Raw genomic sequence first — 25909 nt, 5'->3', positions numbered from 1 at the left:
GAGGAACGGCCGTGAGGCGGATGGACGATCTCGTGGTGGTCGGCGCGGGCCCGTACGGGCTGTCGATCGCCGCGCACGCGGCGGGTGCGGGGCTGTCCGTACGGCTGCTGGGGCGGCCCATGGCGTCCTGGCGCGACCACATGCCCGAGGGCATGTACCTGAAGTCGGAGCCCTGGTCCTCCAACCTGTCCGCGCCGGACGGGCGGTACACGCTGGCCGACTACTGCGCCACGCGCGGACTGGCCGCGGAACACGGCACTCCGCTGCCCATCGGCACGTTCAGCGCGTACGGGATGTGGTTCGCCCGCCTTGCCGCGCCCGAGGTGGAGGAGGTGACCGTCACGGAGGTGACCCCGCAGGGCGACGGTTTCCGCGTCCGCATCGCCGAGGGACCGCCGCTGCTCGCCCGTACGGTCGCCCTCGCGGTCGGGGTGATGCCGTTCGTCCACCTCCCCCCGGCGCTGCGGGACCTGCCGCCGGGCCACTGCTCGCACAGCAGCGGCCACCGGGACCTGACCCGCTTCGCGGGCCACGAGGTCGCCGTGCTCGGCGCCGGGCAGGCGGCCCTGGAGACCGCCGCCCTGCTGGCCGAGCACGGCGCCCGGCCGTGCCTGGTCGCGCGGCGCTCCCGGCTGAACTGGAACACCGTGCCGCAGCCCCTGGCCAGGCCCCGGCTGCGCGCGCTGCGCGATCCGCACAGCGGCCTCGGCACCGGCTGGCGCAGCTGGGTGTGGTCGGAGCTGCCCTGGGCGGTCCGGCAGCTGCCCGCGGCCACCCGGGAGCGGATCGCGGCGACCGCGCTCGGCCCGGCCGGCGCCTGGTGGCTGCGGGACCGCTTCGAGCGGCGCGTCCCCGTACTCCTCGGGCACCACCTGCACCGGGCCGTCGCGGTGGGCGAGCGGACCCGGCTCGGGCTGACCACCAGGGCGGGGGAGTCCGTGGTCCTGGACACCGCGCACGTCATCGCGGCCACCGGCTTCACCCCGGACCTGGGCCGGCTGGAGCTGCTCGACGCGGGGCTGCGGGCCGCGCTGGAGACCGTAGGGGGGAGCGGGACGCCGGAGCTGAGCCCCGGCTTCGAGTCCTCGTGGCCGGGACTGTTCTTCGCGGGGCTGCTGACGGCTCCCTCATTCGGCCCTTCCATGCGATTCGTGCATGGTGCGGGCTTCACGGCGGGGAGACTGGTGAGAGGAGTCCGAAAGCGCCTCGGTGCCCGGGGCCCGCTGTCGGGTTCCACCGCTGACGTCCGGTACTCCCCCGGACCAGGTCCGGGAGGACCCCCGGGGGCCGCGGCCGGGCATCCGAAGACGTATCCGCGGTGAGACGCGGTGAGAGGGGTCCGCGATGAGCGCGGAGCGAGCACAGGGCCGCGGCTGGGTACGCATTCCCGCCAGCCGTGCGGAACAGCCCGCCGCGGCCAGGCCCGCCGCGGCCAGGCCCGCCGGGTACGACCGTGCCCCGTACGCGACGGCCCCCCATGCCGCCTCGCCCCCGATCTACCTCTCCCTCGTCAAGCGCTGGAGGGAGGCCGGCCGCACCCTTCCCGGTCATCCCGACGAGGAGTGGGAGCGGCTGATCTCCCAGCCGTACTGGCCCGGCCGTTAGGTGGTGTGAGTCTCTTGGCAGCGGCGGAGCGCGAAAGCCCCGAGCAGAGCCGGCCGTCCCCCGTGACCGGGCCCGGGGAACGGCTCGCGCTCAACGGCATGGGCAGTTTCGAGTGGGACCTGGACGCGAACACGCTCGTCCTGGACGAGGCCGGGTCGGTCGTCTTCGACGTCGATCCGCAGGAGTACGACGGCACCCCGGAAGGGCTCGGGCGGCGGATCCCGCCGAAGGACGGCGTCCGGCTGCGCGACGGCGTCGCGGCGGTCCTGGAGAGCGGCGGGGAGTCGTACGGCGCCTACTTCACGGTGCAGCGGCGCGACGGCCGCGACCAGTGGACGCACACACAGGGCCGGGTGATCCGGGACGAGGACGGGCACCCGCGGCGGATCGTGGGGATCGTCCGGGACGCGACGGCGGAGCTGGCGCAGGCCACGCTCCTGCGCAAACTGGAGACGGCCCGGGCCCAGCAGACGACGATCGTCCAGCGGACCACGGAGGCCCTTTCCCGGGCGGTGACCGTCGACGACGTCACGGCCACGCTGACCGGCGCGGGCGCGCTGGAGCGGCTCGGCGCGGACGGGCTGGCCCTGGGACTGGTCGAGGGCGGCACGATCAAGATGATCGCGATGAGCGGGGAGACGCTGGAGATCCTCAGCGAGCGCAACCTCACCCGGCTGGACGGGACACTGCCGCTGTCGCACGCGGTGATCACCCGGCAGCCACGCTTCGTCACCTCGCTCACCACGCTCGGCGAGGAGTTCCCGCTGCTCAGGGACTATCTGAACCGGATCCAGTACGACGCGGCCGCCTATCTGCCGCTGATCGCCCAGGCCAAGGCCATCGGCGGGCTGGTCCTCTTCTACCGCCGGCGCGTCGAGTTCAGCCCGGAGGAGAAGAACCTCTGCCTGGGTCTGGCGGGAATCGTGGCCCAGTCGCTCCAGCGGGCGCTCCTCTTCGACCAGGAGCGGGAGTTCGCGACGGGTCTGCAGGCGGCCATGCTGCCGCGCCGGATCCCCGAGATCACGGGCGGGGAGATCGCGGTCCGCTACCACTCCGCCTGGAGCGGGCGGGAGGTCGGCGGGGACTGGTACGACGTGATCTCGCTGCCCCGGGACCGGGTCGGCATCGTCGTGGGCGACGTACAGGGCCACGACACGCACGCGGCGGCCATCATGGGCCAGCTGCGGATCGCGCTGCGGGCGTACGCGGGGGAGGGCCATCCCCCGTCCACGGTGCTGGCGCGGGCCTCGCGCTTCCTCGCCGAGCTGGACACCGAGCGCTTCGCGACCTGCATGTACGCCCAGGTGGACCTGGAGAGCGGCGGCGTACGGGCCGTCCGCGCGGGCCACCTCGGCCCGCTGATCCGGCACACCGACGGCCGTACGGGCTGGCCCAACGTGCGCGGCGGCCTGCCGCTCGGGCTGGCCTCGGTCTTCGAGCAGGAGGAGTTCCCCGAGACCCGCCTCGACCTGGTGCCCGGGGAGACGCTGGTGCTGTGCACGGACGGCCTGGTGGAGGAGCCGGGCACGGCCATCAGCCAGGGCATGGAGGCCCTCGCCCACGTGGTGCGCAGCGGCCCGCAGGAGGCCGGGGCGCTCGCCGACCACCTCCTGGACCGGCTCTGGGAGCGCTGGGGCTCCGGCGACGACGTGGCCCTGCTGGTGCTGCGCCGGGCCCCCGACCCGGGCACCCACCGGGCCCCGCGCATCCACCAGTACGTCCACCAGGCCGACCCGGAAGGGCTGTCGGAGGCCCGCTACGCGCTGCGCCAGGCCCTGCGCGACTGGGGCATGCCGGACCTCGCCGACGACGTGGAGCTGGCGGCCGGGGAGCTGCTGGTCAACGCCCTGCTGCACACCGACGGCGGGGCGGTGCTGACCATGGAGGTACTGCCCGAGCCGGTCCGGCGGATCCGGCTGTGGGTCAAGGACCGTTCCAGCGTGTGGCCGCGCCGGCGCACCCCGGGCGAGGCCGCCACGACGGGGCGCGGGCTGCTGCTGGTGGACGCGCTGGCCACGCACTGGGGTGTGGAGCCCCGGGGCGACGGCAAGGCCGTGTGGTGCGAGTTCGATGTTGCGGGCAGCCCCCGGAGCGCCGGGTGAGCGTGCCGTCACGTCGAGTTGTGGGGCGCCGGGGGCGGGGTGATGATGCGGACCATGAAACGGAACGTGCTGTGCGCAGGCTGAGCAAGGGCGCCGTGACGGGCATCCTGGCCGTGCTGCTGCTGGCCGCCGGAGTACCGACGGTCGTGGACTGGACGACGGGGCGGCCCCACACGGACCCCGGCTGCCAGTCGGTGGCGTTCATGTCGATGACGGGCGTCGCGCCCGAGTGCCGGTAGCGGCTGCTACCGGCACTCGCGTCCCCTCGGCCGCTGCGGCCCCGGTGGCCCGGTGGCCCGGTGGCCCGGTTGCCCCGGTTGCCCCGGTGGTCCTAGCGGTGGGCGGTCAGCTTGATCTCCTGGCGGTCCTCCGCGACCGTGTCGACGGAGCGCGGCATCAGACCCGAGAAGTGGATCTCGTTGAGCTGGGCCTCGGCGAGCGCCGGGCCGGGGTGGACGTCCGGGGTGAACCGGAGCGAGCCGGAGGCCTGCCACTTGTGCTCCTGCCCGTCGCAGTCCGCCTCGCCGCCGCCGAAGGCGAGCCGGGTGCCGTCCTGGACGACGGCGGCCGAGATCTGCAGCTTCGTCCCCTTGGGTGACGGGGCGTTGCAGTGGTAGGTGCCGAAAAGGGTGACCGTGCCGTCCTCGGAAATGTGACCATACGGCCGTACGGAAATTCCCTGGTCGAAAACGGTGGCCTGTGCCGAGCCGGTGAATACCGTGGCGGCGGTCAGTGCGGAGAAGGCGGTCAGGGTCAGACGGCGGCCGATGGTGCGCATTGTTCCTCCTGGTGGAAGCGGGGGCGGTGATCCGCCGGAACGCATTGTGCTGGCATATGGGCGGCAACTCTCTTCCCACGCTCGTGTCGGTGTGTGCAATTGCCCGCTCGGGCGCGTGAGACTGACCGAAATACATCCCCCGAAGGGATCCCGCATGCGCCAGTCCGCCGTTCCCGCCCGTTTTCCCGCCCGGCTCCCGGTCCGTTCCGCGCTCCGCCGTCCCGTCCTCGCCGCCGCTCTCCTCCCGCTCCTCCTGCTGGGCGCCACGGCCTGCCAGAGTGCGCCCGAGGGGGCCTCGCTCGCGCCCGCCGCGGCGCCCCCCGTCCCCGTGGACGGCGGTGTGATGGACGACGGGGCGCCCGGTGCGGAGGAGGCTCCCGTACGGACCGGGGCGAAGGATGCCCATGTGGGTGAAGCCGTGCGGGTGCACGGTGACCAGATCGGCCGGCACCTGCAGGCCGTACTGGGCGCGTACGTGGACCCCGCGGTCAGCGTGGAGAAGAACTTCGCCCCGCCGGCCGGCAAGCGCTGGGTGGCCGCGTCGATGTCGTTCGTCAACGTGGGCGGGGCCTCGTACGGGGCGCTCGGACGCATGTGGGCGCACGACAGCGCGGGGCAGCGCCACCCGGTGGTGCCCACCGGTGAACTGACGACCGGCAAACCACTCGTCTTCGATTCCCTCGCGGTCGGTGAGCGGGCCGAGGGATGGGTGGTGTTCGAAATCCCGGAAAACGCGCGCATTGTGCGCCTCCAGTACCAGGACGCGAACATGCAGGCGAATTCCGGATCGGGATTCTGGGCCGTCTAGCCCGCCCGGGTGAAAGGCCGTGAAAGGGCCGGGCATCAGACCACTAGGGTGCGGCGCATGACTTCTACTCAAGCCGAAATCGACCGGTCCGTGCTCGGCACCCTTTCGGTGCTCGCCTGGATCGGCGACCCCTCCGAAGGCCACGACATCCCGTACCTCCTCGCCTACACCCTCGGCGACGGCCCGAAGGGCGAGAAGGCCAGCGGGGAGGCTGCCCGCGGGCTCCTGGAGGAGATCGGCCTGCCCATCGGCGACGTGGTCATGGACGGCACCCGCAGCCCGCGCACCTTCGCGGTGCAGATCCTGCTCGCGGGCAACCAGATCGCGCTCACCCTGCCCGGGCTGAACGCGACCTGCACCGCCCCGGACGAGTGGGTCGCCGCGGCCCGCGAGAGCGGCCAAGCGTACTTCCTCTTCGCCACGCGGCCCTGGGCCGAAGCCGTCCCGGGGCAGCCGGTGTCGGCCGAGGTCCTCCAGGCGTTCGCGGGTGACGAGGAAGTGCTGACCAGCAGCGCCCACTGCGTCATCACGGTGCAGAGCCTGCAGCAGTAGGCGCGTACCGGGCCTGCGGCCCCCTCGCTCCGGCCGCCGGGCTCCCAGCCTGCCCGGTGGCCGGTTCCGTGTGCCCGGGCCCACGGGTTCCCGTGTCCGGGATTCCGCGCCCGGCTCCTGTTCAGGGCCGTTCGAAGGCGAACTTGAGCGAGCGGACCCGGTTGTCGAAGTTCGACCCGGCCAGATCGGGCAGTCCCACCGCGCGCAGCCCCACCGGGCGGGTCAGCAGCTCGCGGAAGAGGGCCTTCATCTCCACCCGGGCCAGGTGCGCGCCCAGGCAGAAGTGCGGACCGCCGCCGCCGAAGCCCAGGTGCGGGTTGGGCGAGCGGGTGATGTCGAAGGCGTCGGGGTCCGGGAAGACCGCCTCGTCGCGGTTGGCGGAGGCGTAGTACAGGACCACCTTGTCGCCGGGCCTGAACAGGTGCCCGTCCAGGGTGTGCTCGGCGGCCACCGTCCGGCGGAACTGGATGATCGGCGTCGAGTGGCGGATCATCTCGTCCACCGCGCCGTCCGCGTACTTCTCGAAGTCCGAGAGCAGCAGGTCGCGTTGGTCCGGGTTGTCGGTCAGCAGGGTCAGCCCGTGCGTGATCGCGTTGCGGGTCGTCTCCACCCCGGCCACCATCAGGAGCGAGAAGAAGGCGCCGAGCTGGCGGGCACCGAGGGCCTGGCCGTCGACGTTCGCGCACACCAGAGCCGAGATCAGGTCGTCCGTGGGGTTCTTGCGCCGCTCCCGTCCGATGCCGGCCACCATCCGCTGCATCCTGGCGAGCGCCCGCAGGCCGCGCCCGGGCATCCGCAGCCGGGCGGCCAGTCCGCGCTCCACGCCGATGTTCTCGGAGGCGTGGTTGACGCGGTCGGCGATCTCCGCACGGAAGTGCTCCGGGATGCCCATCATGTTGCAGATGACCTCCAGGGGCAGCCGGGAGGCCACCGCCGAGACGAACTCGTCGGGCTCGTCCGCGAGTACGTCGTCCACGATGCGGGCCGCCACCGCGTGGATGTCCTCCTCGGCGGCCGCCAGCAGGCGGGGCGTGAAGGCACGCTGCACGATCTTGCGCAGCTGGGCGTGGTCGGGGCCGTCCAGGTTGACCATCGAGTCCCCGAACAGGGCGCGGACCCAGCGGGCGGGTTCGGGGGTGGTGACGCCGGGGGCGCTGGCGAAGACCTTGGGCAGCCGGCTCGCCTCCTGCACCTGGGCGTGGCGGACCAGAGCCCAGTGGCCGCTCCCTTCGGGTACGAAGACGGGGGAGTCGAGGGCGCGCAGGCGGGCGAAGGCCGCCAGGCGGTGCGAGGGGGGTTGCTGCCAGAAGCCCGGCTCGGCCAGCTCCCCTCCGGGGCCGGTGCCTTGGCGTTGTGCGGGGAGTGTCATGGCATGCCTCCAGTTGCTGCGCGTCGTTCTGCGCTGGAGAACGGCGGCGGTGGTGCGGGAGTGACGGGTTCGGGGCGGCGCCGTTGCCGGGCGCTGCCCCGGAGCCCCGTGCGTCAGGCCGAGTCGGACCTGGCGGCCAGGGTGACGCCGATCGCCACCGTGGCCGTCGCGACCAGGCCCGCGTAGAGGACCGCGTACGAGCCCGTCCAGGTGCAGGCGAGGATCGCGGCGGCGGAGAGCGGGATGGTCAGCTGCTGGGCGGGTCCCCGCTTGAAGTGGCGGGAGTGCAGCAGCCAGACCATGAACAGGAAGAGCGCGGCCGGGACGGTGACGGCCGCGTTGGCGGACAGCTGCGAGATGTGGGCCTTGCCCACCGTGTGCTCGACCGCGACCTCGATGCCGGCACCAATCGCCGCACCCGAGGCGAAGATCAGCAGATGGCCGTAACCCCATGGGATGGCCTCGCGGTTGGAGGTCAGGTGCTCGTGCATCGGCACCGCGAAGTAGATCCACCACGCGGCGAAGACGATCAGCAGTCCGCCGGCCGCGATGGGCAGCAAGTGCCCCAGCTCCTCGTGCTCGCTGATCGCCGACTGCACCGCCACCGTGCTCGCGGCGATCGTCTCGCCCAGCACGATGATGGTGAACAGGCCGTACCGCTCCACGATGTGGTGCGCGTGCCAGGGCGTCTGGTGCCCGTGCTCGGCGATCACCGGGACGATCAGCTCGGCGGCGGCCAGGATCAGGAACAGCCAGCGCTTGGCGTCGTCCGGGACGAACAGCAGCGACACCCAGCCGACCTGGCAGATCACCAGCCCGGCCGCGTACTTCAGCGCCGCCGACCGTGCCTCGCCGCTCTCCCCGGCGGCGGCCCGCAGCCACTGCGCCGTCAGGGCGACGCGCATGATGACGTAGCCGATGACGGCGACCGTCCAGTCGTTCTCGTCGAAGGCCTGGCCCACCCCGGCCGCGTAGACGAGCACGCCGGCGATCTGTACGAGGGTCGCGATCCGGTACGGCACGTCGTCGACGTCGTAGGCGGAGGCGAACCAAGTGAAGTTCATCCACGCCCACCACACGCCGAAGAAGACGAAGAAGTAGCCGATCACTCCGGCGCCGGGATGGCCCTCCGCCAGCGCGTGCACCAGCCGGGCTCCGGCCTGCGCGATCGCGACGACGAAACAGAGGTCGAAGAACAGCTCCAGCGGGGTGGACGCGCGGTGGTCCTCGTCGCGGCTGCGGGCGGTCATGGGGGTGTAGGCCATACAGGCCAGCACACCAGAGGACGCGCCCTTCGCCGGGCCGGACGCGCTGACGGACGCCGTGCGGGAGAGGGCCTGCTAGTCGGCCAGGCGGACGGGCATCAGGAGCGAAAACGTGTCCTCGGTGTCGGTGCGGCGGATCGCCAGGGGGGCGTCGGGGGCGCCGAACTCCAGAATCAGCCGGTCCGCGGCTCCGGCGGTGAGGGCGTCCAGCAGGAAGTCCCGGTTCACGGCGACGGTGTCCCGGTCGGCGTCACCGTCCTCGCAGACGGTGACGGCGCCCTCGGACGTCACCTTGAGGACGCTGAGGTCGCGCGACGGACCGTCCTGCTCGCGCACCTCGCTCGCGCGGACGGGACCGGTCGCCACCGCTTCCCGGAACGCCCGGACATCGACGACGGCTCGGCGCCGGTCGGCGGGCAGGCGGACGAGGCGACGGTAATCGGGGAAGTCGTGATCGAGGCACTGGCCGGCGGCCTGGCGGTTCCCGGTCTCCAAGGCCACGCGGTCACCGTCGACGGTGAGCTGGACGGACGCGTCGTCGGTCAGCAGCGCCCGCATCGCGTCGGCGAGCGGGGACGGCACGATGACCTGCACACGGGGACCGCCGTGCCCGTCGGCACCGGCTCGGGCGACAGCCATCCGGTACCGGTCGGTGGCCACGACACCGAGTGCGTCGCCCTCGATGTCGAACAGGACGCCGCCGAGCATCGGCAGCTCCGGGTCGGTACTGGCGGCGAAACGGACCGCGTCCAGCGCGGCGGCCAGCTCGGGGGCGGAGACGACCGACCGGACGGAGGCGGTGCGGAGCGAAGTCATGGGGTTCTCCCTGTGTTCGAGTAGCGCTCGGATCGTGGAGAACTCGACTCGGGCGTCGGACAGCCCCCGTTCCAGACGGCGCAGGTGCCCCTGAAGCAGGTTCCGCACCAGGTCGGTGTCCGCACGGGACCAGCCGGCCAGCACGAGCCGGATGTCCGCCAGCGGCATGCCCGCCCGGCGCAGCCGCGCCAGCAGCAGGGACTCGCCGAGCTGCTCGGGGGCGTACCAGCGATAGCCGCTCACCGGATCCACCCAGGCCGGGACGAGCACGCCGGCACCGTCGTAGAACCGCAGGGCGCTCACGCCCAGTCCACTGTCCCGAGCCATTTCCCCGATACTGCGCATCTCGCTCTCCACACCCCGAACTCTGAGCCCTGGACCAGGTCGAGGGTCAATCACCGTCGGCGGACCCCCGGGGGGCTGTGGGCCGTCTGGCCCCGCTCGGCGTCATCGTGGATACGGCATAACGGGCTGAATCGGAACATGCCGCCTAGCGTGGTGATGTGCCCGAGCCCTCAGAAGCCCTTGACGTCCCGCCTCCGCCACCCGGGGCCCCGGCACTGCCAGTTCCGACGGGTCCGGCGGGACCCCGTCGGACCCGGGAACCGCCCCCGCGGGGCGACGGCCCGTCACCGCCCGGGCCACCCTGGCCGGCACCGTCGTCTCGCTCCTGCTCATCGCGGCGATCGTGCTGGGCAGCCGGGTGCTGCGCGACTTCGACTCGGCCCTGCTGCCGTACGCCGTCGCCACCGTCTTCCTGGCCTTCGGCGTGGCCTACCGGTACACGGTCTGGGTCTCCGCGCCCGGCGCCCGCCGCCTCTTCAGACAAGGCGTCGGCAGCCTCTTCTCGGCGGACAACTTCAAGAAGGCGCCCACCGCGCTGCCGAGGATGATCGCCACCTACCTCGGCTTCCAGAAGTTCCTCGGCGCCCGCTCCCACGCCCGCTGGGCCGCCCACCAGCTCATCTTCTGGGGCTGCGTCCTGGCCGCGCTCATCACCTTCCCGCTGACCTGGGGCTCGTTCACCTTCACCTCCGACAGCGGTTCCGGCCCCGGCTACGAGATGCGGATCTGGGGCTTCAAGGTCCTCGGCTTCGACTCGCTGAGCCTCCTGGGCTGGGCGATGTTCCACGGCCTGGACGTCGCCGCCGTACTGGTCATTCCCGGGGCCTCGTACTTCCTGTGGCGCCGGATGAAGGACCGCGGCGCCATCACCGGCCAGCGCTTCGCCTACGACCTGCTGCCGCTGATCTGCCTGATCGTGATCTCCGTGACGGGGCTCCTGCTGACCTTCTCGTCGATCTTCCTGCACGGCGGCGGCTACGAGTTCCTCGCGATCCTGCACATGGTGTCGGTGGTGTTCACCCTCATCTACATCCCGTTCGGGAAGTTCTTCCACATCGTCCAGCGCCCGGCAGCCGTCGGCATGCAGCTCTTCAAGTACACGGCCCGCCGGGACGAGCAGGTCTTCGCCTGCAAGCGCTGCGAGGAGCCCATCGACACCACCCCGTACGTGGAGAACCTGCGCGGCACGATGAAGGACCTGAAGCTCGACTTCGACGCCTGGGCCGAGTACTGCCCGCGCTGCAAGCGGGTGCTGCGCGGCAACGCCTACCTGACCCGCGTCAAGAAGGGCTTCAAGTGACCTCGGCCGAACCCGACGAGGCCGCGTCCCGGCCCGTGCCCGTCTCCATCGACCCGTCCATCGCCCCGCCCGGCACCCGGAACTTCCGCGACGCCGGCGGCTTCCCCGCCGACCGGTGGCACGCCGACCAGAACGGCGAGACCCTCGTCCCCACCCACTGCTGCTTCTGCGGCGTGCAGTGCGGGATGTACCTGCGCGTGGACAAGGGCGGCAAGGTCTTCGGCGTGGAACCCCGCAACCACGACATCAACCGGATGCGGCTGTGCCTCAAGGGCATCAACGCGTACCAGCAGGTCAACCACCCCGACCGGCTGACGGCCCCGCTGATGCGCCGCTCCCGGGACGAGGAGTTCCGGGAGGTCTCCTGGGACGAGGCCCTCGACTTCATCGTCTCTCCGACTACCACCCCGGGAGCGCCCAGCCCCGGCTGAACCGGCCGGTGCGTGAGCGGTATCCGCAGATCCGCTCCACCAGCGGCTACGGCGACCCGCGGATCCGGCACACGGGCCCCGGCCCGGGAGCCGGCACGGAACAGGAGCCGGAGCGGTCCTCGAAGCTCAACGCCCGTCTGGCCCTGGCCCTCACCGTCGTCATCGGGCAGCTCTGGGGGCTGACCGTGACCGTCAACGAGTGGATGAAGGGCAACACCGGCACGGCCTGGTGGGGGGCGGGATTCCTGATCCTGTCGTTCGTCGTCGTGATCGGACTGTGGCTCCTCGACCCGAAGGACCGGTGACCACGTCCGTCCGCACGAGCAGCGGCTCCCCGGTGCCCCCCGGGCGACCGGGGCCGGAGGCGGGAACGCGCGGGGGGCGGCCGTACCCTGGAGGCATGAGCACCGCCCCCGCCTCCGACCCACAGCCCGCGCAGCCCGTGCCCGGGGCCGACAAGCCCCGGCCGAAGCCCCGGCTGGTCTTCGACGACCCGCTGGACCAGCAGTCGTCGGACGACACCGACCGGGGCTGGGGCGAGCGGCCGCACGCCGGCGGAAGCGCGGCCGACCTGGCCCGCTTCCTCGACGAGAAACCCCCGCACCACATCTGACCGGCCGGGGCGGCCGGAGCGGCTAGAACACGTCGCGCGGACCCGCGGAACCGGTCCCGCCACCGTTGGTGCGCTGCGCGACGAGCGCGTCCCGGATCTCCTTGAGGACCTCCAGCTCGGTGATCTCCATGGTCTCCTGGACGCCCTGCCGGGCCTTGCGCCGCGCCTCCTGCTTGGCGAGGTACTTCGCCATCGGCAGCACCATCAGGAAGTAGACGACCGCGGCGGTGATCACGAAGGTCAGCGTGGCGTTCAGCACGGAGCCCCAGAGGATCTCGACCCCCGTCGGCTGGCCGTCCGCGCCGATGGCGCAAGGGTTCTTGATGCACGTCTTGTAGCCGTCCAGGCTCTGCGTGCCCACCGCGCCCACCACCGGGCTGATGATCCCCTTGACCACCGAGTTCACGATGTTCGTGAACGCGGCGCCGATGACCACGGCCACCGCCAGGTCGACCACGTTGCCGCGCATCAGGAAGGCTTTGAAGCCCGCCAGGACGCTCTCCTTCTTCTTCTCGCTCACCACTGAGCCTTTCTTCGCATGTGCCGAACACGGAGCCAACGGTTCCGAAAGCTACGGCAGTCCGGGCGCGGCGTGTCCAATCGGCCCCCACCCTGAGGCGACTTGACTGCCCGCATGTGGGAATCAACACAACGTCACCGCCAGTCGGGCCGTCGTGCCCACCCCCACGAGCGCGCGTGCGGTATCCCGGGGCACGGACAGGACCACGAGCGCCCCACCGTCCCCAACACCCTGGTCGGGATCGGGCAGTTCGGCAACCCGGGCCCCCTCGGCCACCACCCTGGGCGGTCCGGCGCGCTCCGCCGCGACCACGTCGACGCGGTCCCCGGGCCGCAGCAGCCGCACCGTCGCCGCGTCCGCGATGCGCACCGGGGCCGACACCATCCGCACCGCCGCGGGCTGCTGCGCCGGCTCCGGGGAGACCCGTACCGCCGCGGGCGCGGCGCCCCGCGAGGCCTGAGCCTCCGTCCCGCCGACGGCCAGTGCCGCCGCCGCGACCGCCAGCCCGGCCGAGACGGCCCGCCGCCGGCGCCGCAGGGCCCTGCGCAGCCGGTCCCCGCCCCGTCCGACCCGCAGCGGGGGAAACGGCGGGACCGGCCGCGCGGGGGGACACGCGGACGAGCACGCGGAAGGGAAGACAGGAGCGGACGACGAGGAGGAACTCGAAGAGGGCGCCGAGGGAGAAGCCGAGGGTGAAGCCGGGGAAGATGCCGAAGAGGGCGTGGGCGTACGGGACATGAGGGCCACCACCAGACGGAGTGAGTCGCTGTGCCCGGACCTTGCGCCCGGACACACCTCACGATCCGGCCTCCCGCCGGATCCCGCTCCGCCCTGTGGACGATCCCCAGGTTGTGGACAACGGCGTCACCCGCAAGGGTTCAGAGGCCCGCCCGGATCCGCTCCAGCGCCGCCACCGGGTCCGCCGCCCGCGTCACCGATCGCCCGACCACGATGTGCGACGCCCCCGCCCCGAAGGCCGCTCCCGGCGTCCCGCCCCGCGCGTGCCCGCCCCCGGCCCCGCCCGGCATCGTCACCCCCGGGGTGACGATCAGCGGCTCCGGTCCCAGGGCGGCACGCAAGGCGCCGGCTTCCCGGGGCGAGGCGACGAGTCCGTCGCAGCCGGCGACCACCGCGAGCCGACCCAGGCGCAGCACCTGTTCGTCGGTACTCGCGGCGACGACGCCGACGTCGGCGAGGTCGCTCGCGGTCATGCTCGTGACCACGGTCAGCGCGAGCACCTTCAGCCCGGGGAACTCCCGCGCCGCTTCGACCGCCGCCGTCAGGATGCCCGTACCGCCCATGGCGTGCACGGTCACCATCGACGCGCCCAGCGTGCCCGCCGCCCGGACCGCGCCGGCCACGGAGTGGGGTATCTCGAAGAGCTTCAGGTCGAGGAAGACCTCGTACCCCCGGGCGGCGAGGTCCCGGACGAGCCCGGGGCCCGCGCTGGTGAGCAGTTCCAGGCCGACCTTGTAGTGGCCGCAGGTGTCGCCGAGCCGCGCGACGAGTGTCTCCGCGGCCGCGTGGTCGTCGAAGTCGAGGGCGACGATGATCCGGTTCTCGGTGTTCACGTCGCCATTGTCGTGGCCGCCGCTTCCCCGGGAACGTGCGGGAAGGCGCGGGATCCGATCACGCGAGGTCCAGGCCGAGGGCCGTGAGCAGCCGGTCGGCGAGGTCCTCCGCGAAGGGCTCGGAGCCGGTGAGGGCGGTCCGGACTCCCGCCGGGTCGGCGGTCAGACCGGCGGCCGCCGACCAGTCGAGCGCGCCCTCAAGGGCCGGCTGGACGGGGAACCGGTCGAGCGGTATCCCGTAGTCCTGTGCCGTGTCCCGGTTCAGCAGGGCCTTCCAGTGACCGCCGGCGAACGTGGCGGCCTCGACGAAGCCGACGTCGCTGTCGAGGTAGGCCACCGTGATCACCGGCGCCCCGGTCCGTCGCGACAGTGCCGCGGCCCCGCCGGCCGGCTGATCGGCGACGTGCAACATCACCCAGCCTCCGCCCAGCTCAGCGGCTTCCTCACCGCCCCCGGCCGCACCGAACCCGGCCTCGGCAGCGAACTGCCGCAGCTCCTCCACCGTGGCGCGGGCCATGGCCGTCCCCCCTGAATTCCCCATGCGTGGAGGCTAGGCCGAGGCGCTGACAAAGCCTCCGCTAAGGCAGCTCGATGCCCAGGTCCCAGCCGTCGTGGGCGTGCGTGCACAGGCAGGCGCGGGATTCCGTCGCCGGCAGGGCCGCCACCGCGTCGAAGAGCACCTCGCGCAGGCGGCCGACGTTCTCGCCGAAGACCTTCAGGACCTCCGTGTGCGACACGCCCTCACCGGTCTCCGCGCCCGCGTCCAGGTCCGTGACCAGCGCCATCGAGGTGTAGCAGAGCCCCAGCTCGCGAGCGAGGACCGCCTCCGGGTGCCCCGTCATGCCGACCACCGACCAGCCCGCCGCCGCGTGCCACCGCGACTCGGCGCGCGTGGAGAAGCGCGGCCCCTCGATGACGACCATGGTGCCGCCGTCCACCGGCTCCCAGTCCCGTTCCCGTGCCGCCGCCAGCGCCACCTCGCGCCCCACCGGACAGTACGGGTCCGCGAAGGTGGTGTGCACGACGTTCGGGACGCTGCCGTCGGGCAGCGGCTCCCCGTCGAAGAAGGTCTGCGCCCGGGACTTCGTACGGTCGACCAGCTGGTCGGGTACGAGCAGCGTGCCCGGCCCGTACTCGGCCCGCAGGCCGCCGACCGCGCACGGGCCGAGTACCTGGCGGACGCCGACCGAACGCAGGGCCCACAGGTTGGCCCGGTAGTTGATCTTGTGCGGCGGGACGGTGTGGCTGCGCCCGTGCCGGGGCAGGAAGGCCACCTGGCGGCCGGCCAGCTCACCCACGTACAGGGAGTCGCTCGGGGGCCCGTACGGGGTCTCCACCTGGATCTCGGAGACGTCCTCCAGGAACGAGTAGAAGCCCGAACCGCCAATGACACCGATCTCTGCGTTCACCATGCGGCCCACCCTAACCGGGCATGCCGAAGGCCCCGCTGCCGGTCAGGGCGGGCGGGGCCTAGGGGGAAACGGTCAGGCGGCCGAGGTCGAGCTGCTGCCCGTGCTCGACGACGTCGAGGAGGACGCTGCGGCGGGGGCGGCGGCAGCCGTCGTCGTGGACGACGAGGCCGGCTTCGAGGCAGGCGTGCTGCTCGACGAGGCGCCACGGCTGTCGTTCCGGTAGAAACCGGAGCCCTTGAAGACGATGCCGACCGCGGAGAACACCTTCTTCAGGCGTCCGTCACAACTCGGGCACACGGTCAGTGCGTCATCGGTGAACTTCTGCACGGCCTCAAGGCCCTCACCGCACTCGGTGCACTGGTACTGGTAGGTCGGCACGAATATCCTCCTGGCACTCTGACTCAATGAGTGCTAACGACGCTCCATGGTGACGTATTCCGGTCGATCAGTCCACCGTCACCGGCACGCGGTGACCCATCCCACGCTCGTTCACGCGGTTCCGGGCGGCCGGCGAGGCGGTCCGCGCGGTACGCGGGGCGGTGCTCGGCGCCTCGGCCGCGGTGGCGGCCTCGGTAGGGGCGGCGGCCTCTGCAGCAGCGGCGCCGGCCGGCGCGGACGCGTTCACGACCCGGCTCGGAGCCTTCGGCGCCAGCTTCGCGCGCAGCGCCAGCAGCGTGGCCAGCGCGAGCGCCGTGGCACCCATCGGCACCAGGAAGCCGTACGAGGACCCGTGCGCGTCCGTCAGGCGGCCGGCCAGGGTGACCGCGATGGCCTGCCCGAAGGCGATGGAACCGGTCAGCCAGGTGAACGCCTCGGTCCGGGCGTTGGCCGGGACCAGCTGCTCGACCATCGTGTAGCCGGTGATCAGGGCGGGGGCGATGAACAGGCCGACGACCAGGCCGAGCGCGCCCAGCAGGATCATCGAGTGGGCGGCCCACAGCACGGACGCGGCGGCGGTGAGGCCGATGTAGCCGAGGATCAGGCGGCGACGCGGGCCGATCTTCCAGGCGACGGCACCCATCGCGATGCCGGCGATCATGTTGCCGGCCGCGAAGACGCCGTAGAGCAGGCCGTTGGCGCCGGGGTTGCCGATCTCGTTGGAGAAGGCGGCCAGCGAGACCTGCATGCCGCCGAAGACGGCGCCGATCCCGAGGAAGGCGAAGATCAGGACGCGCAGGCCCGGGAAGGACAGCGCGAAGGCGCGCTTCTCACCGGTGGCCGACGGGGCGTGCGGCTTGGGCTGGGTGGCCCGCCGGGCCGCGAAGAGCAGACCGCCGAAGAGCGTCAGCGTGGCCTCGGTGACCAGGCCGGCGGCCGGGTGGACGCCGGTGCACAGCGCGGTCGCCAGGACCGGGCCGACGACGAAGGTGAACTCGTCGGTGACGGACTCGAAGGCGGCGGCCGTCGGCAGCAGGGGCGAGCCCTCCAGCTTGGCGGCCCAGCGCGCCCGGACCATCGGTCCGACCTGCGGTACCGAGGCGCCGGCGGGTACGGCGGCGAGCGCCAGCGCCCAGACCGGCGCGTCCAGCAGGGCGAGCGCCGCCAGGCCGCTGACGGAGGCGGCGTGCGTGAGCACGACGGGGACCAGGACGGCGCTCTGGCCGAAGCGGTCGGTGAAGATGCCCATCAGCGGGGCGGACAGAGCCATCGAGACGCCGGTGACGGCGGCGACGATGCCGGCGCTGCCGTAGGAACCGGTGGTGTGCTGGATGAGCAGCAGCATGCCGATGGTCAGCATGCCGAAGGGGAGCCGGGCGGCGAAGCCGGGGAGTACGAAGCCGAGGGCGCCGGGTGTGCGCAGCAGCTGCCCGTAGCCGGGGCGGGCGGACGTGTCGGTCGTGACCGCGGATGTCACGGCCTTGCCTTTCCGCTGCCTGGTAGAGCGTCCCCGTCTGCGGACGGTGCTTCGCCTTGTGAGCGGCCGCACCCGTACATGTGGGAGCCCCGAGAGCTGTCCTCTTGCGCAGAACCGAGTGATACCTGGGCGCCCACTGCGGGAGGGTGCCACGGCCGCTTTGCGGTCGCGCCAGCTCTGCGTCAGGCAGAGTTGGTTCGATCTGGTGTGCCTTCATCGTACAGGGGGATGCCTTACCACGCCCTGTGATTACGGTGACAAGGTGTGTCTTCACCTGCGATTAACGGGAGCTTCGCCATCCCAGGCCCCGGTAAACAGGGGCAAAGCAGTTCAGAGTGCACCGAAAATGGCCGAATTAGAACGCCGCTCTAAACTGTTCCTCTATCGGAATGTCCGATTCCGGGTGTTGTCCGATTCCGGATGTCAGCTCCGGGATCGCGGAGACCCGTCCCCGCCCGTCCCCAGCCACCCGGCCAGCTTTCCGCCCCGGGCCACCGCCCGCAGTCGCGCCTCGGCCGCGTCCCGCACCGGATCCGTGGCCACCACCAGCAGCTCGTCCCCGCGCCGCAGCACGGTCGACGGCATCGGTACGAAGCTCTTCGCGTCCCGGACCACCAGCGTGACCGAAGCCCCGGGCGGCAGCCGCAGCTCGCTGACCTCGACGCCGTGCATGCGCGAGGCCGGCGGGATCGCGAAGGAGAGGAGGTGTCCGCGCAGCTTCTCCAGCGGAGCCGACTCGATGCCGAGGTCGGAAGCGGTCTCCTCCGACTCCCCGAGCCTGAGCTTGCGCGCCAGCCAGGGCAGCGTCGGCCCCTGCACCAGGGTGTAGACGACGACGAGCACGAAGACGATGTTGAAGACGCGGTCGCTGCCCTCGATCCCGGACACCATCGGGATGGTCGCCAGGATGATGGGCACGGCGCCGCGCAGGCCCGCCCACGACATCAGGACCTGCTCCCGCCACGGAATCCGGAAGGGCAGCAGGCTGACGAAGACCTCCAGCGGCCGCGCCAGCATCGTCAGCACCAGCCCGATGACCACGGCGGGCCAGAAGTCGTTGACCAGCTCGTGCGGCGTGACCAGCAGGCCGAGCAGGACGAACATGCCGATCTGCGCGATCCAGCCGAGGCCGTCCGCGAACCCCCGGGTGGCCGGCCAGTGGGGGAGCTTCGCGTTCCCGAGCACCATCGCCGCCAGGTACACGGCGAGGAAGCCGGAGCCGTGCGCCAGCGCGCCGGCCGCGTACGCGGCCACGGCGATCGCCATCACGGCGATCGGGTAGAGGCCGGAGGCGGGCAGTGCCACGTGCCGCAGGCCGTACGCGCCGAGGAAGCCGACGGTCAGGCCTATCGCGACGCCGATCGCCAGCTCAAGGGCGATCTTGCCGACGAGGACGTACCAGTCGTCCACCGGTCCGGCGGTGGTGGAGAAGGTCACGACGAGGATGACGACGGGGGCGTCGTTGAAGCCGGACTCCGCTTCCAGGACGCCCGTGATCCGGGAGGGGAGGGGGACCTTGCGCAGGACGGAGAAGACGGCGGCCGCGTCGGTCGACGAGACGACCGCGCCGATCAGCAGTGCCTGGCGCCAGTCCAGTCCGACGAGGTAGTGCGCCCCCGCGGCCGTGACGCCGACGCTGACCGCGACGCCCACCAGCGACAGCACGATCGCGGCCGGCAGGGCCGGTTTGATCTCTTTCCACTTGGTGCCCAGACCACCCTCGGCGAGGATCACGACGAGTGCGGCGTAGCCGATGACCTGCGTCAGCTCGGCGTTGTCGAATACGACGTGCCCGATGCCGTCCTGGCCTATCGCGATGCCTATGCCGAGGTAGATGAGCAGGCTGGGGAGGCCGCTGCGTGAAGAGATGCGTACCGCCGCGACGGCGATGAGCAGCACGAGCGAGCAGACCAGCAGAAGCTCATTGAGCGTGTGGACAGTCAGCGGGCGGCCCTTTCCTCAAAGCGCGCCGACGGATCCGTCCGCCGGTGGCATATGTCGGCAAGTACTTCGTTACCTTACCTAATCTTTGACGGAGTTTTTACGTGATAACCACATTGTGAAACGCATGTTCGGCCCTGTCCTCGGATGCCGGTCCGCGTCCCGCCGAATCCGGCTCTCCACCCTGGCGGATCAACGGGTACGGTCCTGCGCCTATGGTTGCTCCCAGCACTCCCAGGACCACCCTGCCCCTCTAAGGACAGCGATGCCCGCCAACGAAACCGCTCCTCCCGTCAAGAAGAAGGGACGACGCGCCCGTCTGATCGTGCTCGTCCTGGTCCTGGCTCTCTTCGCGGGCCTCGGCTACGGGGCGTACTGGGGCGTCGACAGCGTGCGCGCCTCCTTCCCCCAGACCACCGGCTCCCTCAAGGTGCCGGGCCTCACCGGGACCGTCGAGGTCAAACGCGACGCCCACGGCATTCCCCAGCTCTACGCCGACAACGACGACGACCTCTTCCGCGCACAGGGTTTCGTGCACGCGCAGGACCGGTTCTGGGAGATGGACGTACGCCGTCACATGACGTCGGGGCGGCTCTCGGAGATGTTCGGCTCCGGCCAGGTCGAGACCGACGCCTTCCTGCGCACGCTGGGCTGGCGCCAGGTCGCCCAGACCGAGTACGACAAGAAACTCTCGGAAGAGACGAAGAAGAACCTCCAGGCCTACGCCGACGGGGTCAACGCGTACCTGAAGGGGAAGTCCGGCAAGGACCTCTCCGTCGAGCACGCCGCCCTCAAGCTCAGCGACGACTACCAGCCCGAGCAGTGGTCGCCGGTGGACTCGGTGGCCTGGCTCAAGGCGATGGCGTGGGACCTGCGCGGCAACATGCAGGACGAGATCGACCGCGCGCTGATGTCGAGCAAGCTCTCGCAGGCGCAGATCGACGAGCTCTACCCGCCGTACCCCTTCGACCGGAACAAGCCGATCGTCGAGGGCGGCAAGGTCGAGGGCGGCAAGTACGCGCCCCAGAGCCCCGGCGGCTCCGGCGGCTCCGGTTCGACGGGCGGCGGCTCCGCCTCCGCCACGGGCTCCCAGACCTCCACGGGAACGGGCACCGGCACCGCCACCAGCACCGCGTCCGGCCTCGCCGACAACGCCACCGCCCAGGGCGCGACCGTGGGCCTGCGCACCCAGCTGACCTCCCTCGCCAAGACCCTGGACGAGATCCCCGCGATCCTCGGCCCCAACGGCAGCGGCATCGGATCGAACTCCTGGGTGATCTCCGGCCGCTACACGACCACCGGCAAGCCGCTGCTCGCGAACGACCCGCACCTGTCCCCGCAGCTGCCCTCGGTCTGGTACCAGATGGGCCTGCACTGCCGCACGGCCTCGCCCCAGTGCCAGTACGACGTGGCGGGCTACACCTTCTCCGGCATGCCCGGCGTGGTCATAGGCCACAACGCCGACATCGCCTGGGGCATGACCAACCTCGGCGCGGACGTCACCGACCTCTACCTGGAGCAGGTGAAGCCCGAGGGCTACGTCTACGACAACAGGGTGGTCCCCTTCGAGACCCGCGAAGAGGTCATCAAGGTCGCGGGCGGCGCCAGCAAGAAGATGACCGTCCGCACCACGAACAACGGCCCGCTGGTCTCCGACCGCAGCGACGACCTCGCCACGGTCGGCGCCCGCGCCCCGGTGGGCAGCTCGGCCCCCGACCGCGGCAACGGCTACGCCGTCGCCCTGCGCTGGACCGCCCTGGACGCGGGCAAGTCGATGGACGCGGTCTTCAAGCTGGACAAGGCCAAGGACTTCAAGTCCTTCCGGGAGGCGGCCGCGGACTTCGAGGTCCCCTCCCAGAACCTGATCTACGCCGACGGCAAGGGCAACATCGGCTACCAGGCCCCCGGCCGGATCCCGGTCCGCAGCCAGGGCGACGGCCGCATGCCGGCCCCCGGCTGGGACTCCAAGTACGCCTGGAAGGGCGGCAAGGACGGCAACGCCGGATACATCCCGCAGAACGAGATGCCCTGGGACTTCAACCCGTCCCGCGGCTACATCGTCACCGCCAACCAGGCGGTCGTGGAGTCCGGCACCGGCTCGGGCAAGTACCCCTACATGCTGACCACCGACTGGGGCTACGGCGCCCGCAGCCAGCGGATCAACGACCTCATCGAGGCGAAGATCAAGGACAGCGGCAAGATCTCGACCGACGACATGCGGGCCATGCAGATGGACAACAGCAGCGAGATCGCCGCGCTGCTGACCCCGATGCTGGCCAAGATCGAGGTCTCCGACCCGGACGTGCGCTCCGCGCAGAAGCTCCTGGACGGATGGAACTACACCCAGGAGCCCGACTCGGCGGCCGCCGCCTACTTCAACGCGGTCTGGCGCAACATCCTCAAGCTGGCCTTCGGCGACAAGATGCCCAAGGAGCTGCGCATCGAGGGCAGCTGCATGAACGTCCGCGCCGACAGCAGGGGCCCGGCCGACGAGCTCGCCGAAGTGGTCCGCGAATGCGGTACCCGCGGCCCCGACTCGGCGCAGCCGGACGGCGGCGACCGCTGGTTCGAGGTGGTCCGCCGCCTGGTCAAGGACGAGAAGTCGCAGTGGTGGTCCTCGCCCAAGAAGGGCTTCACCCAGCCGGCGACCGCCACCCGCGACGAGCTGTTCGCCCGGGCCATGCACGACGCCCGGTGGGAGCTGACCGCCAAGCTCGGCAAGGACCAGTCCACCTGGAGCTGGGGCCGGCTGCACCAGCTGACGCTGAAGAACCAGACCATCGGCAAGGAGGGCCCCGGCTTCATGCAGTGGCTCCTCAACCGCGGCCCGTGGAACCTGGGCGGCGGCGAGGCCACCGTCAACGCGACCGGGTGGAACGCCTCCAGCGGCTACGGGGTCACCTGGGTGCCGTCGATGCGGATGGTCGTCAACCTCAACGACCTCGACAAGTCCCGCTGGATCAACCTGACGGGCGCCTCGGGTCACGCGTACAACGGCAACTACACGGACCAGACGACGATGTGGGCCAAGGGCGAACTGCTCGACTGGCCCTTCGGGAAGGACGCGGTCGACAAGGCCACGGTCGACACCCTCACGCTGAAGCCGTGAAACGGACCACCCCCGACGGGGTGGCCACCGCCTGAACGGGGTGGTCGTGCGGTTCCTCCGGGACCCGCGCGACCACCTCGTCGTCGTAGAGGAGCACGACCAGCGCGGGATCCGCCCCGGCGCGCTCCAGCCGCTCCAGGACCCGGTCGTACGAGCCCCCGCCGCGGCCCAGGCGCATCCCGCGCGCGTCCACCGCGAGCCCGGGCAGCAGTACGGCGTCGGCCGCCGTCACCGCGTCCGGCCCGAGCGCCGGTCCGGTCGGCTCCAGCAGCCGCATCTTCCCCGGGTGCGCGGCCTCGGCGAGGCTGCCCGGACCCTCGTACGCCGCCCAGTCGAGGTCGTTGTCGGGCAGCAGCAGGGGGAGCAGCACCCGCTTGCCGGCCGAGCGCAGGGCGTCGAGCAGGGCGCGGGTGCCGGGCTCCGTGCCGACGGAGACGTACGCCGCGACCGTGCGGGCGTCGGCCAGTTCGGGCAGGTCCAGTGCGGTGACGGCGAGCGCGGTGGCCGCCGTACGGCAGGTCTCGGGGGACAAGGCGCGGCGGGCGGCGAGGAGTTCTCGGCGCAGCTGCGCCTTGGCGGAGACGGGGCGCGGGTTCTCTGTCACAGGGGATTCAAATCTCGTCGTGAAATCGGCACATAAGTGGACCTACCTACCGGGATCTGGGCTGGCGTTCGGCAGGACCCACTATCGTTCGGGGCATGACTATGTTGCACCCCGTGATCAAGAAGGCCGTGATTCCGGCTGCTGGCCTCGGCACTCGCTTCCTTCCGGCGACCAAGGCGACCCCGAAGGAAATGCTCCCCGTTGTGGACAAGCCGGCCATCCAGTACGTGGTCGAGGAGGCCGTGGCGGCCGGGCTCGACGACATACTGATGATCACTGGGCGTAACAAGCGTGCGCTGGAAGACCACTTCGACCGGAACTACGAGCTGGAGTCGGCCCTCATCGCCAAGGGCGACGACGACCGGCTGAAGAAGGTCCAGGAATCCAGCGACCTGGCCACCATGCACTACGTCCGCCAGGGCGACCCGCGAGGCCTCGGCCACGCCGTGCTGTGCGCCGAGCCGCACGTCGGCCGCGAGCCCTTCGCCGTCCTGCTCGGCGACGACCTGATCGACCCGCGCGACCCGCTGCTGCGTCAGATGTCGGACATCTACGCCCGCACCGGCGGCACCGTCATCGCCCTCATGGAGGTGGACCCGGCCAGCGTCCACCTCTACGGCTGCGCCGCCGTCGAGGCCACCGGCGAGGAGGACGTGGTCCGGATCACCGGCCTCGTCGAGAAGCCGGAGCCCGAGGACGCCCCCAGCAACTACGCGGTCATCGGACGTTACGTCCTCAACCCCGCGATCTTCGACATACTGCGGGAGACCGAGCCGGGCCGAGGTGGGGAGATCCAGCTCACCGACGCCCTGCAGAAGCTGGCCGCCGACGAGACCATCGGCGGTCCGGTGCACGGAGTGGTCTTCCGGGGCCGCCGCTACGACACCGGCGACCGCGGCGACTACCTGCGGGCCATCGTCCGCCTCGCGTGTGAGCGTGAGGACCTGGGCCCGGAGTTCCGCACCTGGCTTCACCGTTACGTCACGGAGGAGATGTAGCACCTTGACCAGTTCCGCACCGCAGGACACCGGCCACCGTCTGTGGTCCGTGGACGAGCACCTCGCGGACGTCCTCGCCACCGTCCGGCCGCTGGAGCCCATCGAGCTCCAGCTGCTGGACGCCCAGGGCTGTGTCCTGGTCGAGGACGTCACCGTGCCCGTCGCCCTCCCGCCCTTCGACAACAGCTCCATGGACGGCTACGCCGTCCGTACGGCCGACGTCCAGGGTGCGAGCGAGGAGTTCCCCGCGGTGCTGACGGTCATCGGGGACGTCGCGGCGGGCAGCGGCGAGCTGCCCACCGTGGGCCCCGGCGAGGCCGCCCGCATCATGACCGGCGCCCCGCTGCCGCCCGGTGCCGAAGCCGTCGTACCGGTCGAGTGGACCGACGGCGGTACGGGTGAAGGCGCGGCCTCCGGGATGACCCCGGCCAGCGCCGCCCCCGAGGGCGCGGGCGGCGAGGTGCGGGTGCACCGCGCGGCCGAGGCGCGGGCGCACGTCCGCTCGCGGGGCAGCGACGTACAGGCCGGCGACCTGGCCCTGGCGGCCGGCACGGTCCTCGGGCCGCCGCAGATCGCCCTGCTGGCCGCCATCGGGCGCGGCACCGTACGGGTGCGGCCGCGCCCGCGCGTGGTCGTGCTGTCCACCGGCAGCGAGCTGGTCCAGCCGGGCGAGTCGCTGGCCGCCGGGACGATCTACGACTCCAACAGCTTCGCGCTGGCCGCGGCCGCACGGGACGCCGGGGCCATCGCCTACCGGGTCGGGGCCGTCGCGGACGACGCCGACACCCTGCGCGCCACGATCGAGGACCAGCTGATCCGGGCCGACCTGCTGGTCACCACCGGCGGCGTCAGCGTCGGGGCGTACGACGTCGTCAAGGAGGCGCTGACCGCGGTGTCCGCGGGCGACGCGGCCGCCGGGGACATCGACGGCGGCGGGATCGACTTCCGCAAGCTCGCCATGCAGCCCGGCAAGCCGCAGGGCTTCGGCACCATCGGCCCGGACCACACCCCGCTGCTGGCGCTGCCCGGCAACCCGGTGTCCTCGTACGTCTCCTTCGAGCTGTTCGTGCGGCCCGCGATCCGCGCCCTCATGGGCCTGCCGGAGTCCGAGGTGGGCCGGCCGACCGTACGGGCGGTGCTCAAGGCCGACAAGGCGCTCGGCTCCCCGGCCGGCCGCCGCCAGTTCCTGCGGGGCAAGTACGACGCGCAGGGCGGCACGGTCAGCCCGGTCGGCGGATCGGGCTCCCATCTGATCGCCGCGCTGGCCCACGCGGACTCGCTGATGGTCGTACCGGAGGACGTCACCTCGGTGGAGCCAGGGAGCGAGCTGGAAGTGGTCCTGCTCAGCTGAGGACCGGCGGGTGCGGGTAGCGTGTTGCACCACACAGGCCCCTCGGGGGCCCGGACGGAAGCGACGCGCAGAGTATGAGTACGCAGAGCAGGCTGACCCACATCGACGAGGCCGGCGCGGCCCGGATGGTCGACGTCTCGGAGAAGGACGTCACCACCCGGACGGCCCGCGCCAGCGGCCGCGTACTCGTCTCCCCCCGGGTGATCGAGCTGCTGCGCGGCGAGGGCGTCCCCAAGGGCGATGCCCTCGCCACCGCGCGGATCGCCGGGATCATGGGCGCGAAGAAGACCCCCGACCTGATCCCGCTCTGCCACCCGCTGGCGGTGTCGGGCGTGAAGGTCGACCTGTCGGTCGCCGACGACGCCGTCGAGATCCTCGCCACGGTGAAGACGACCGACCGCACGGGCGTCGAGATGGAGGCCCTGACCGCCGTCGCGGTCGCCGGGCTCACGGTGATCGACATGGTGAAGGCCGTCGACAAGGGCGCGGTCATCACGGACGTCCGGGTGGAGGAGAAGACCGGCGGCAAGTCCGGCGACTGGACGCGCTCGTGAACGCCCCGCG

At 71.7% G+C, this 25909-nt stretch carries 26 protein-coding genes and 1 pseudogene; 14 read left to right on the top strand and 13 right to left on the bottom strand.

Going from position 1 to position 25909, the window contains the following annotated elements; translation table 11 throughout:
* The first annotated feature begins 20 nt into the window (after positions 1-20).
* From OG737_RS11745 to OG737_RS11730, 4 genes are all read left to right on the top strand, one after another.
* Entirely contained in the window at positions 21-1322 is a 1302-nt protein-coding gene (locus OG737_RS11745; RefSeq protein ID WP_405679779.1) for an NAD(P)-binding domain-containing protein, read from the top strand.
* A gap of 22 nt (positions 1323-1344) precedes the next feature.
* The gene (locus tag OG737_RS11740) at positions 1345-1605 is read left to right on the top strand and encodes a hypothetical protein (protein ID WP_405921497.1); all 261 of its coding nucleotides are present in this window, start codon (positions 1345-1347) and stop codon (positions 1603-1605) included.
* A gap of 14 nt (positions 1606-1619) precedes the next feature.
* A complete protein-coding gene (locus OG737_RS11735; RefSeq protein WP_328930308.1) occupies positions 1620-3707 on the top strand; it encodes a SpoIIE family protein phosphatase in 2088 nt (695 codons plus the stop codon).
* 71 nt (positions 3708-3778) lie between these two features.
* Positions 3779-3946, top strand: coding sequence for a hypothetical protein (locus OG737_RS11730; protein ID WP_328926131.1), 168 nt, complete (start codon positions 3779-3781; stop codon positions 3944-3946).
* Between the two features lie 92 nt (positions 3947-4038).
* Here OG737_RS11730 and OG737_RS11725 read toward each other — a convergent pair whose 3' ends face one another.
* Entirely contained in the window at positions 4039-4485 is a 447-nt protein-coding gene (locus OG737_RS11725) for a DUF6299 family protein (protein WP_328926130.1), read from the bottom strand.
* A 154-nt stretch (positions 4486-4639) separates the two neighbouring features.
* On the opposite strand from OG737_RS11725, the gene OG737_RS11720 reads away from it, so the two are divergent.
* Both OG737_RS11720 and OG737_RS11715 read left to right on the top strand, forming a co-directional pair.
* The gene (locus tag OG737_RS11720) at positions 4640-5293 is read left to right on the top strand and encodes a hypothetical protein (protein ID WP_328926129.1); all 654 of its coding nucleotides are present in this window, start codon (positions 4640-4642) and stop codon (positions 5291-5293) included.
* A 57-nt stretch (positions 5294-5350) separates the two neighbouring features.
* The gene (locus OG737_RS11715) at positions 5351-5845 is read left to right on the top strand and encodes a DUF5949 family protein (RefSeq protein ID WP_328926128.1); all 495 of its coding nucleotides are present in this window, start codon (positions 5351-5353) and stop codon (positions 5843-5845) included.
* Positions 5846-5966: 121 nt separating this feature from the next.
* On the opposite strand, the gene OG737_RS11710 is transcribed toward OG737_RS11715, so the two are convergent.
* The 3 genes from OG737_RS11710 to OG737_RS11700 form a co-directional block, all read right to left on the bottom strand.
* Positions 5967-7214, bottom strand: a complete 1248-nt coding sequence (locus OG737_RS11710) for a cytochrome P450 (protein ID WP_328926127.1) — start codon at positions 7212-7214, stop codon at positions 5967-5969.
* 113 nt (positions 7215-7327) lie between these two features.
* Positions 7328-8479 carry a low temperature requirement protein A gene (locus OG737_RS11705; RefSeq protein WP_328926126.1) on the bottom strand — a complete coding sequence of 384 codons (1152 nt, stop codon included), beginning with the start codon at positions 8477-8479 and terminating at the stop codon, positions 7328-7330.
* 75 nt (positions 8480-8554) lie between these two features.
* The gene (locus tag OG737_RS11700) at positions 8555-9640 is read right to left on the bottom strand and encodes a MerR family transcriptional regulator (RefSeq protein WP_328926125.1); all 1086 of its coding nucleotides are present in this window, start codon (positions 9638-9640) and stop codon (positions 8555-8557) included.
* A gap of 301 nt (positions 9641-9941) precedes the next feature.
* Here OG737_RS11700 and OG737_RS11695 point away from each other — a divergent pair, with 301 nt between their 5' ends.
* From OG737_RS11695 to OG737_RS11680, 4 genes and pseudogenes are all read left to right on the top strand, one after another.
* Positions 9942-10940 (top strand): MFS transporter, encoded by a 999-nt coding sequence (locus tag OG737_RS11695; protein WP_405681407.1) that lies wholly within the window; start codon positions 9942-9944, stop codon positions 10938-10940.
* Positions 10937-11335: pseudogene (locus OG737_RS11690) on the top strand (molybdopterin-dependent oxidoreductase); the annotation flags it as partial. The gene OG737_RS11695 and the pseudogene OG737_RS11690, both read left to right, overlap by 4 nt.
* The gene (locus OG737_RS11685) at positions 11305-11676 is read left to right on the top strand and encodes a hypothetical protein (protein ID WP_328930306.1); all 372 of its coding nucleotides are present in this window, start codon (positions 11305-11307) and stop codon (positions 11674-11676) included. The pseudogene OG737_RS11690 and the gene OG737_RS11685, both read left to right, overlap by 31 nt.
* Before the next feature lie 95 nt (positions 11677-11771).
* Positions 11772-11984: a hypothetical protein gene (locus OG737_RS11680; protein ID WP_328926124.1), complete on the top strand. Its 213-nt coding sequence runs from the start codon at positions 11772-11774 to the stop codon at positions 11982-11984.
* A 22-nt stretch (positions 11985-12006) separates the two neighbouring features.
* Here the strand turns inward: OG737_RS11680 and mscL are convergent, their stop codons facing one another.
* The 8 genes from mscL to OG737_RS11640 form a co-directional block, all read right to left on the bottom strand.
* Entirely contained in the window at positions 12007-12507 is a 501-nt protein-coding gene (mscL, locus tag OG737_RS11675) for a large conductance mechanosensitive channel protein MscL (RefSeq protein WP_328926123.1), read from the bottom strand.
* A gap of 120 nt (positions 12508-12627) precedes the next feature.
* Positions 12628-13242: a hypothetical protein gene (locus OG737_RS11670; protein WP_405921496.1), complete on the bottom strand. Its 615-nt coding sequence runs from the start codon at positions 13240-13242 to the stop codon at positions 12628-12630.
* A 140-nt stretch (positions 13243-13382) separates the two neighbouring features.
* Positions 13383-14075, bottom strand: coding sequence for an orotidine-5'-phosphate decarboxylase (gene pyrF, locus OG737_RS11665; RefSeq protein WP_405921495.1), 693 nt, complete (start codon positions 14073-14075; stop codon positions 13383-13385).
* A gap of 58 nt (positions 14076-14133) precedes the next feature.
* Positions 14134-14616 carry a hypothetical protein gene (locus tag OG737_RS11660; RefSeq protein ID WP_405921494.1) on the bottom strand — a complete coding sequence of 161 codons (483 nt, stop codon included), beginning with the start codon at positions 14614-14616 and terminating at the stop codon, positions 14134-14136.
* 37 nt (positions 14617-14653) lie between these two features.
* Positions 14654-15487, bottom strand: coding sequence for an S-methyl-5'-thioadenosine phosphorylase (locus tag OG737_RS11655; RefSeq protein ID WP_328926119.1), 834 nt, complete (start codon positions 15485-15487; stop codon positions 14654-14656).
* Between the two features lie 72 nt (positions 15488-15559).
* Entirely contained in the window at positions 15560-15865 is a 306-nt protein-coding gene (locus OG737_RS11650) for an FmdB family zinc ribbon protein (RefSeq protein ID WP_328926118.1), read from the bottom strand.
* 67 nt (positions 15866-15932) lie between these two features.
* Entirely contained in the window at positions 15933-17342 is a 1410-nt protein-coding gene (locus tag OG737_RS11645) for an MFS transporter (RefSeq protein WP_405679788.1), read from the bottom strand.
* Between the two features lie 423 nt (positions 17343-17765).
* A complete protein-coding gene (locus OG737_RS11640; RefSeq protein ID WP_405679790.1) occupies positions 17766-19241 on the bottom strand; it encodes a potassium/proton antiporter in 1476 nt (491 codons plus the stop codon).
* A 307-nt stretch (positions 19242-19548) separates the two neighbouring features.
* Between OG737_RS11640 and OG737_RS11635 the strand changes: the two genes are divergently transcribed.
* Positions 19549-22392: a penicillin acylase family protein gene (locus tag OG737_RS11635; RefSeq protein ID WP_328926116.1), complete on the top strand. Its 2844-nt coding sequence runs from the start codon at positions 19549-19551 to the stop codon at positions 22390-22392.
* On the opposite strand, the gene OG737_RS11630 is transcribed toward OG737_RS11635, so the two are convergent.
* Positions 22376-22996, bottom strand: coding sequence for a 5-formyltetrahydrofolate cyclo-ligase (locus OG737_RS11630; RefSeq protein ID WP_405921493.1), 621 nt, complete (start codon positions 22994-22996; stop codon positions 22376-22378). The two genes, OG737_RS11635 and OG737_RS11630, sit on opposite strands and share 17 nt — an antisense overlap.
* A gap of 95 nt (positions 22997-23091) precedes the next feature.
* Between OG737_RS11630 and galU the strand changes: the two genes are divergently transcribed.
* The 3 genes from galU (at position 23092) to moaC (ending at position 25899) form a co-directional block, all read left to right on the top strand.
* The gene (gene galU, locus OG737_RS11625) at positions 23092-23994 is read left to right on the top strand and encodes a UTP--glucose-1-phosphate uridylyltransferase GalU (RefSeq protein WP_328926114.1); all 903 of its coding nucleotides are present in this window, start codon (positions 23092-23094) and stop codon (positions 23992-23994) included.
* A gap of 4 nt (positions 23995-23998) precedes the next feature.
* On the top strand, positions 23999-25345 hold the full coding sequence (glp, locus tag OG737_RS11620; RefSeq protein WP_328926113.1) for a gephyrin-like molybdotransferase Glp: 1347 nt from the start codon (positions 23999-24001) through the stop codon (positions 25343-25345).
* A 74-nt stretch (positions 25346-25419) separates the two neighbouring features.
* Positions 25420-25899, top strand: coding sequence for a cyclic pyranopterin monophosphate synthase MoaC (gene moaC, locus OG737_RS11615; RefSeq protein WP_328926112.1), 480 nt, complete (start codon positions 25420-25422; stop codon positions 25897-25899).
* Positions 25900-25909: the final 10 nt, after the last annotated feature.

The sequence above is a fragment of the Streptomyces sp. NBC_00122 genome (assembly GCF_045160845.1).
In the GTDB taxonomy this organism is placed as follows: domain Bacteria; phylum Actinomycetota; class Actinomycetes; order Streptomycetales; family Streptomycetaceae; genus Streptomyces.
This window is presented reverse-complemented; position numbering and strand designations above follow the sequence as displayed.

Coding starts and splice junctions, on each gene's coding strand:
- OG737_RS11745 (WP_405679779.1), top strand. CDS start 21: ATGGACGATCTCGTGGTGGTCGGCGCGGGCCCGTACGGGCTGTCGATC.
- OG737_RS11740 (WP_405921497.1), top strand. CDS start 1,345: ATGAGCGCGGAGCGAGCACAGGGCCGCGGCTGGGTACGCATTCCCGCC.
- OG737_RS11725 (WP_328926130.1), bottom strand. CDS start 4,485: ATGCGCACCATCGGCCGCCGTCTGACCCTGACCGCCTTCTCCGCACTG.
- OG737_RS11720 (WP_328926129.1), top strand. CDS start 4,640: ATGCGCCAGTCCGCCGTTCCCGCCCGTTTTCCCGCCCGGCTCCCGGTC.
- OG737_RS11715 (WP_328926128.1), top strand. CDS start 5,351: ATGACTTCTACTCAAGCCGAAATCGACCGGTCCGTGCTCGGCACCCTT.
- OG737_RS11710 (WP_328926127.1), bottom strand. CDS start 7,214: ATGACACTCCCCGCACAACGCCAAGGCACCGGCCCCGGAGGGGAGCTG.
- OG737_RS11705 (WP_328926126.1), bottom strand. CDS start 8,479: ATGGCCTACACCCCCATGACCGCCCGCAGCCGCGACGAGGACCACCGC.
- OG737_RS11700 (WP_328926125.1), bottom strand. CDS start 9,640: ATGCGCAGTATCGGGGAAATGGCTCGGGACAGTGGACTGGGCGTGAGC.
- OG737_RS11680 (WP_328926124.1), top strand. CDS start 11,772: ATGAGCACCGCCCCCGCCTCCGACCCACAGCCCGCGCAGCCCGTGCCC.
- OG737_RS11670 (WP_405921496.1), bottom strand. CDS start 13,242: ATGTCCCGTACGCCCACGCCCTCTTCGGCATCTTCCCCGGCTTCACCC.
- OG737_RS11660 (WP_405921494.1), bottom strand. CDS start 14,616: ATGGGGAATTCAGGGGGGACGGCCATGGCCCGCGCCACGGTGGAGGAG.
- OG737_RS11655 (WP_328926119.1), bottom strand. CDS start 15,487: ATGGTGAACGCAGAGATCGGTGTCATTGGCGGTTCGGGCTTCTACTCG.
- OG737_RS11635 (WP_328926116.1), top strand. CDS start 19,549: ATGCCCGCCAACGAAACCGCTCCTCCCGTCAAGAAGAAGGGACGACGC.
- galU (WP_328926114.1), top strand. CDS start 23,092: ATGACTATGTTGCACCCCGTGATCAAGAAGGCCGTGATTCCGGCTGCT.
- moaC (WP_328926112.1), top strand. CDS start 25,420: ATGAGTACGCAGAGCAGGCTGACCCACATCGACGAGGCCGGCGCGGCC.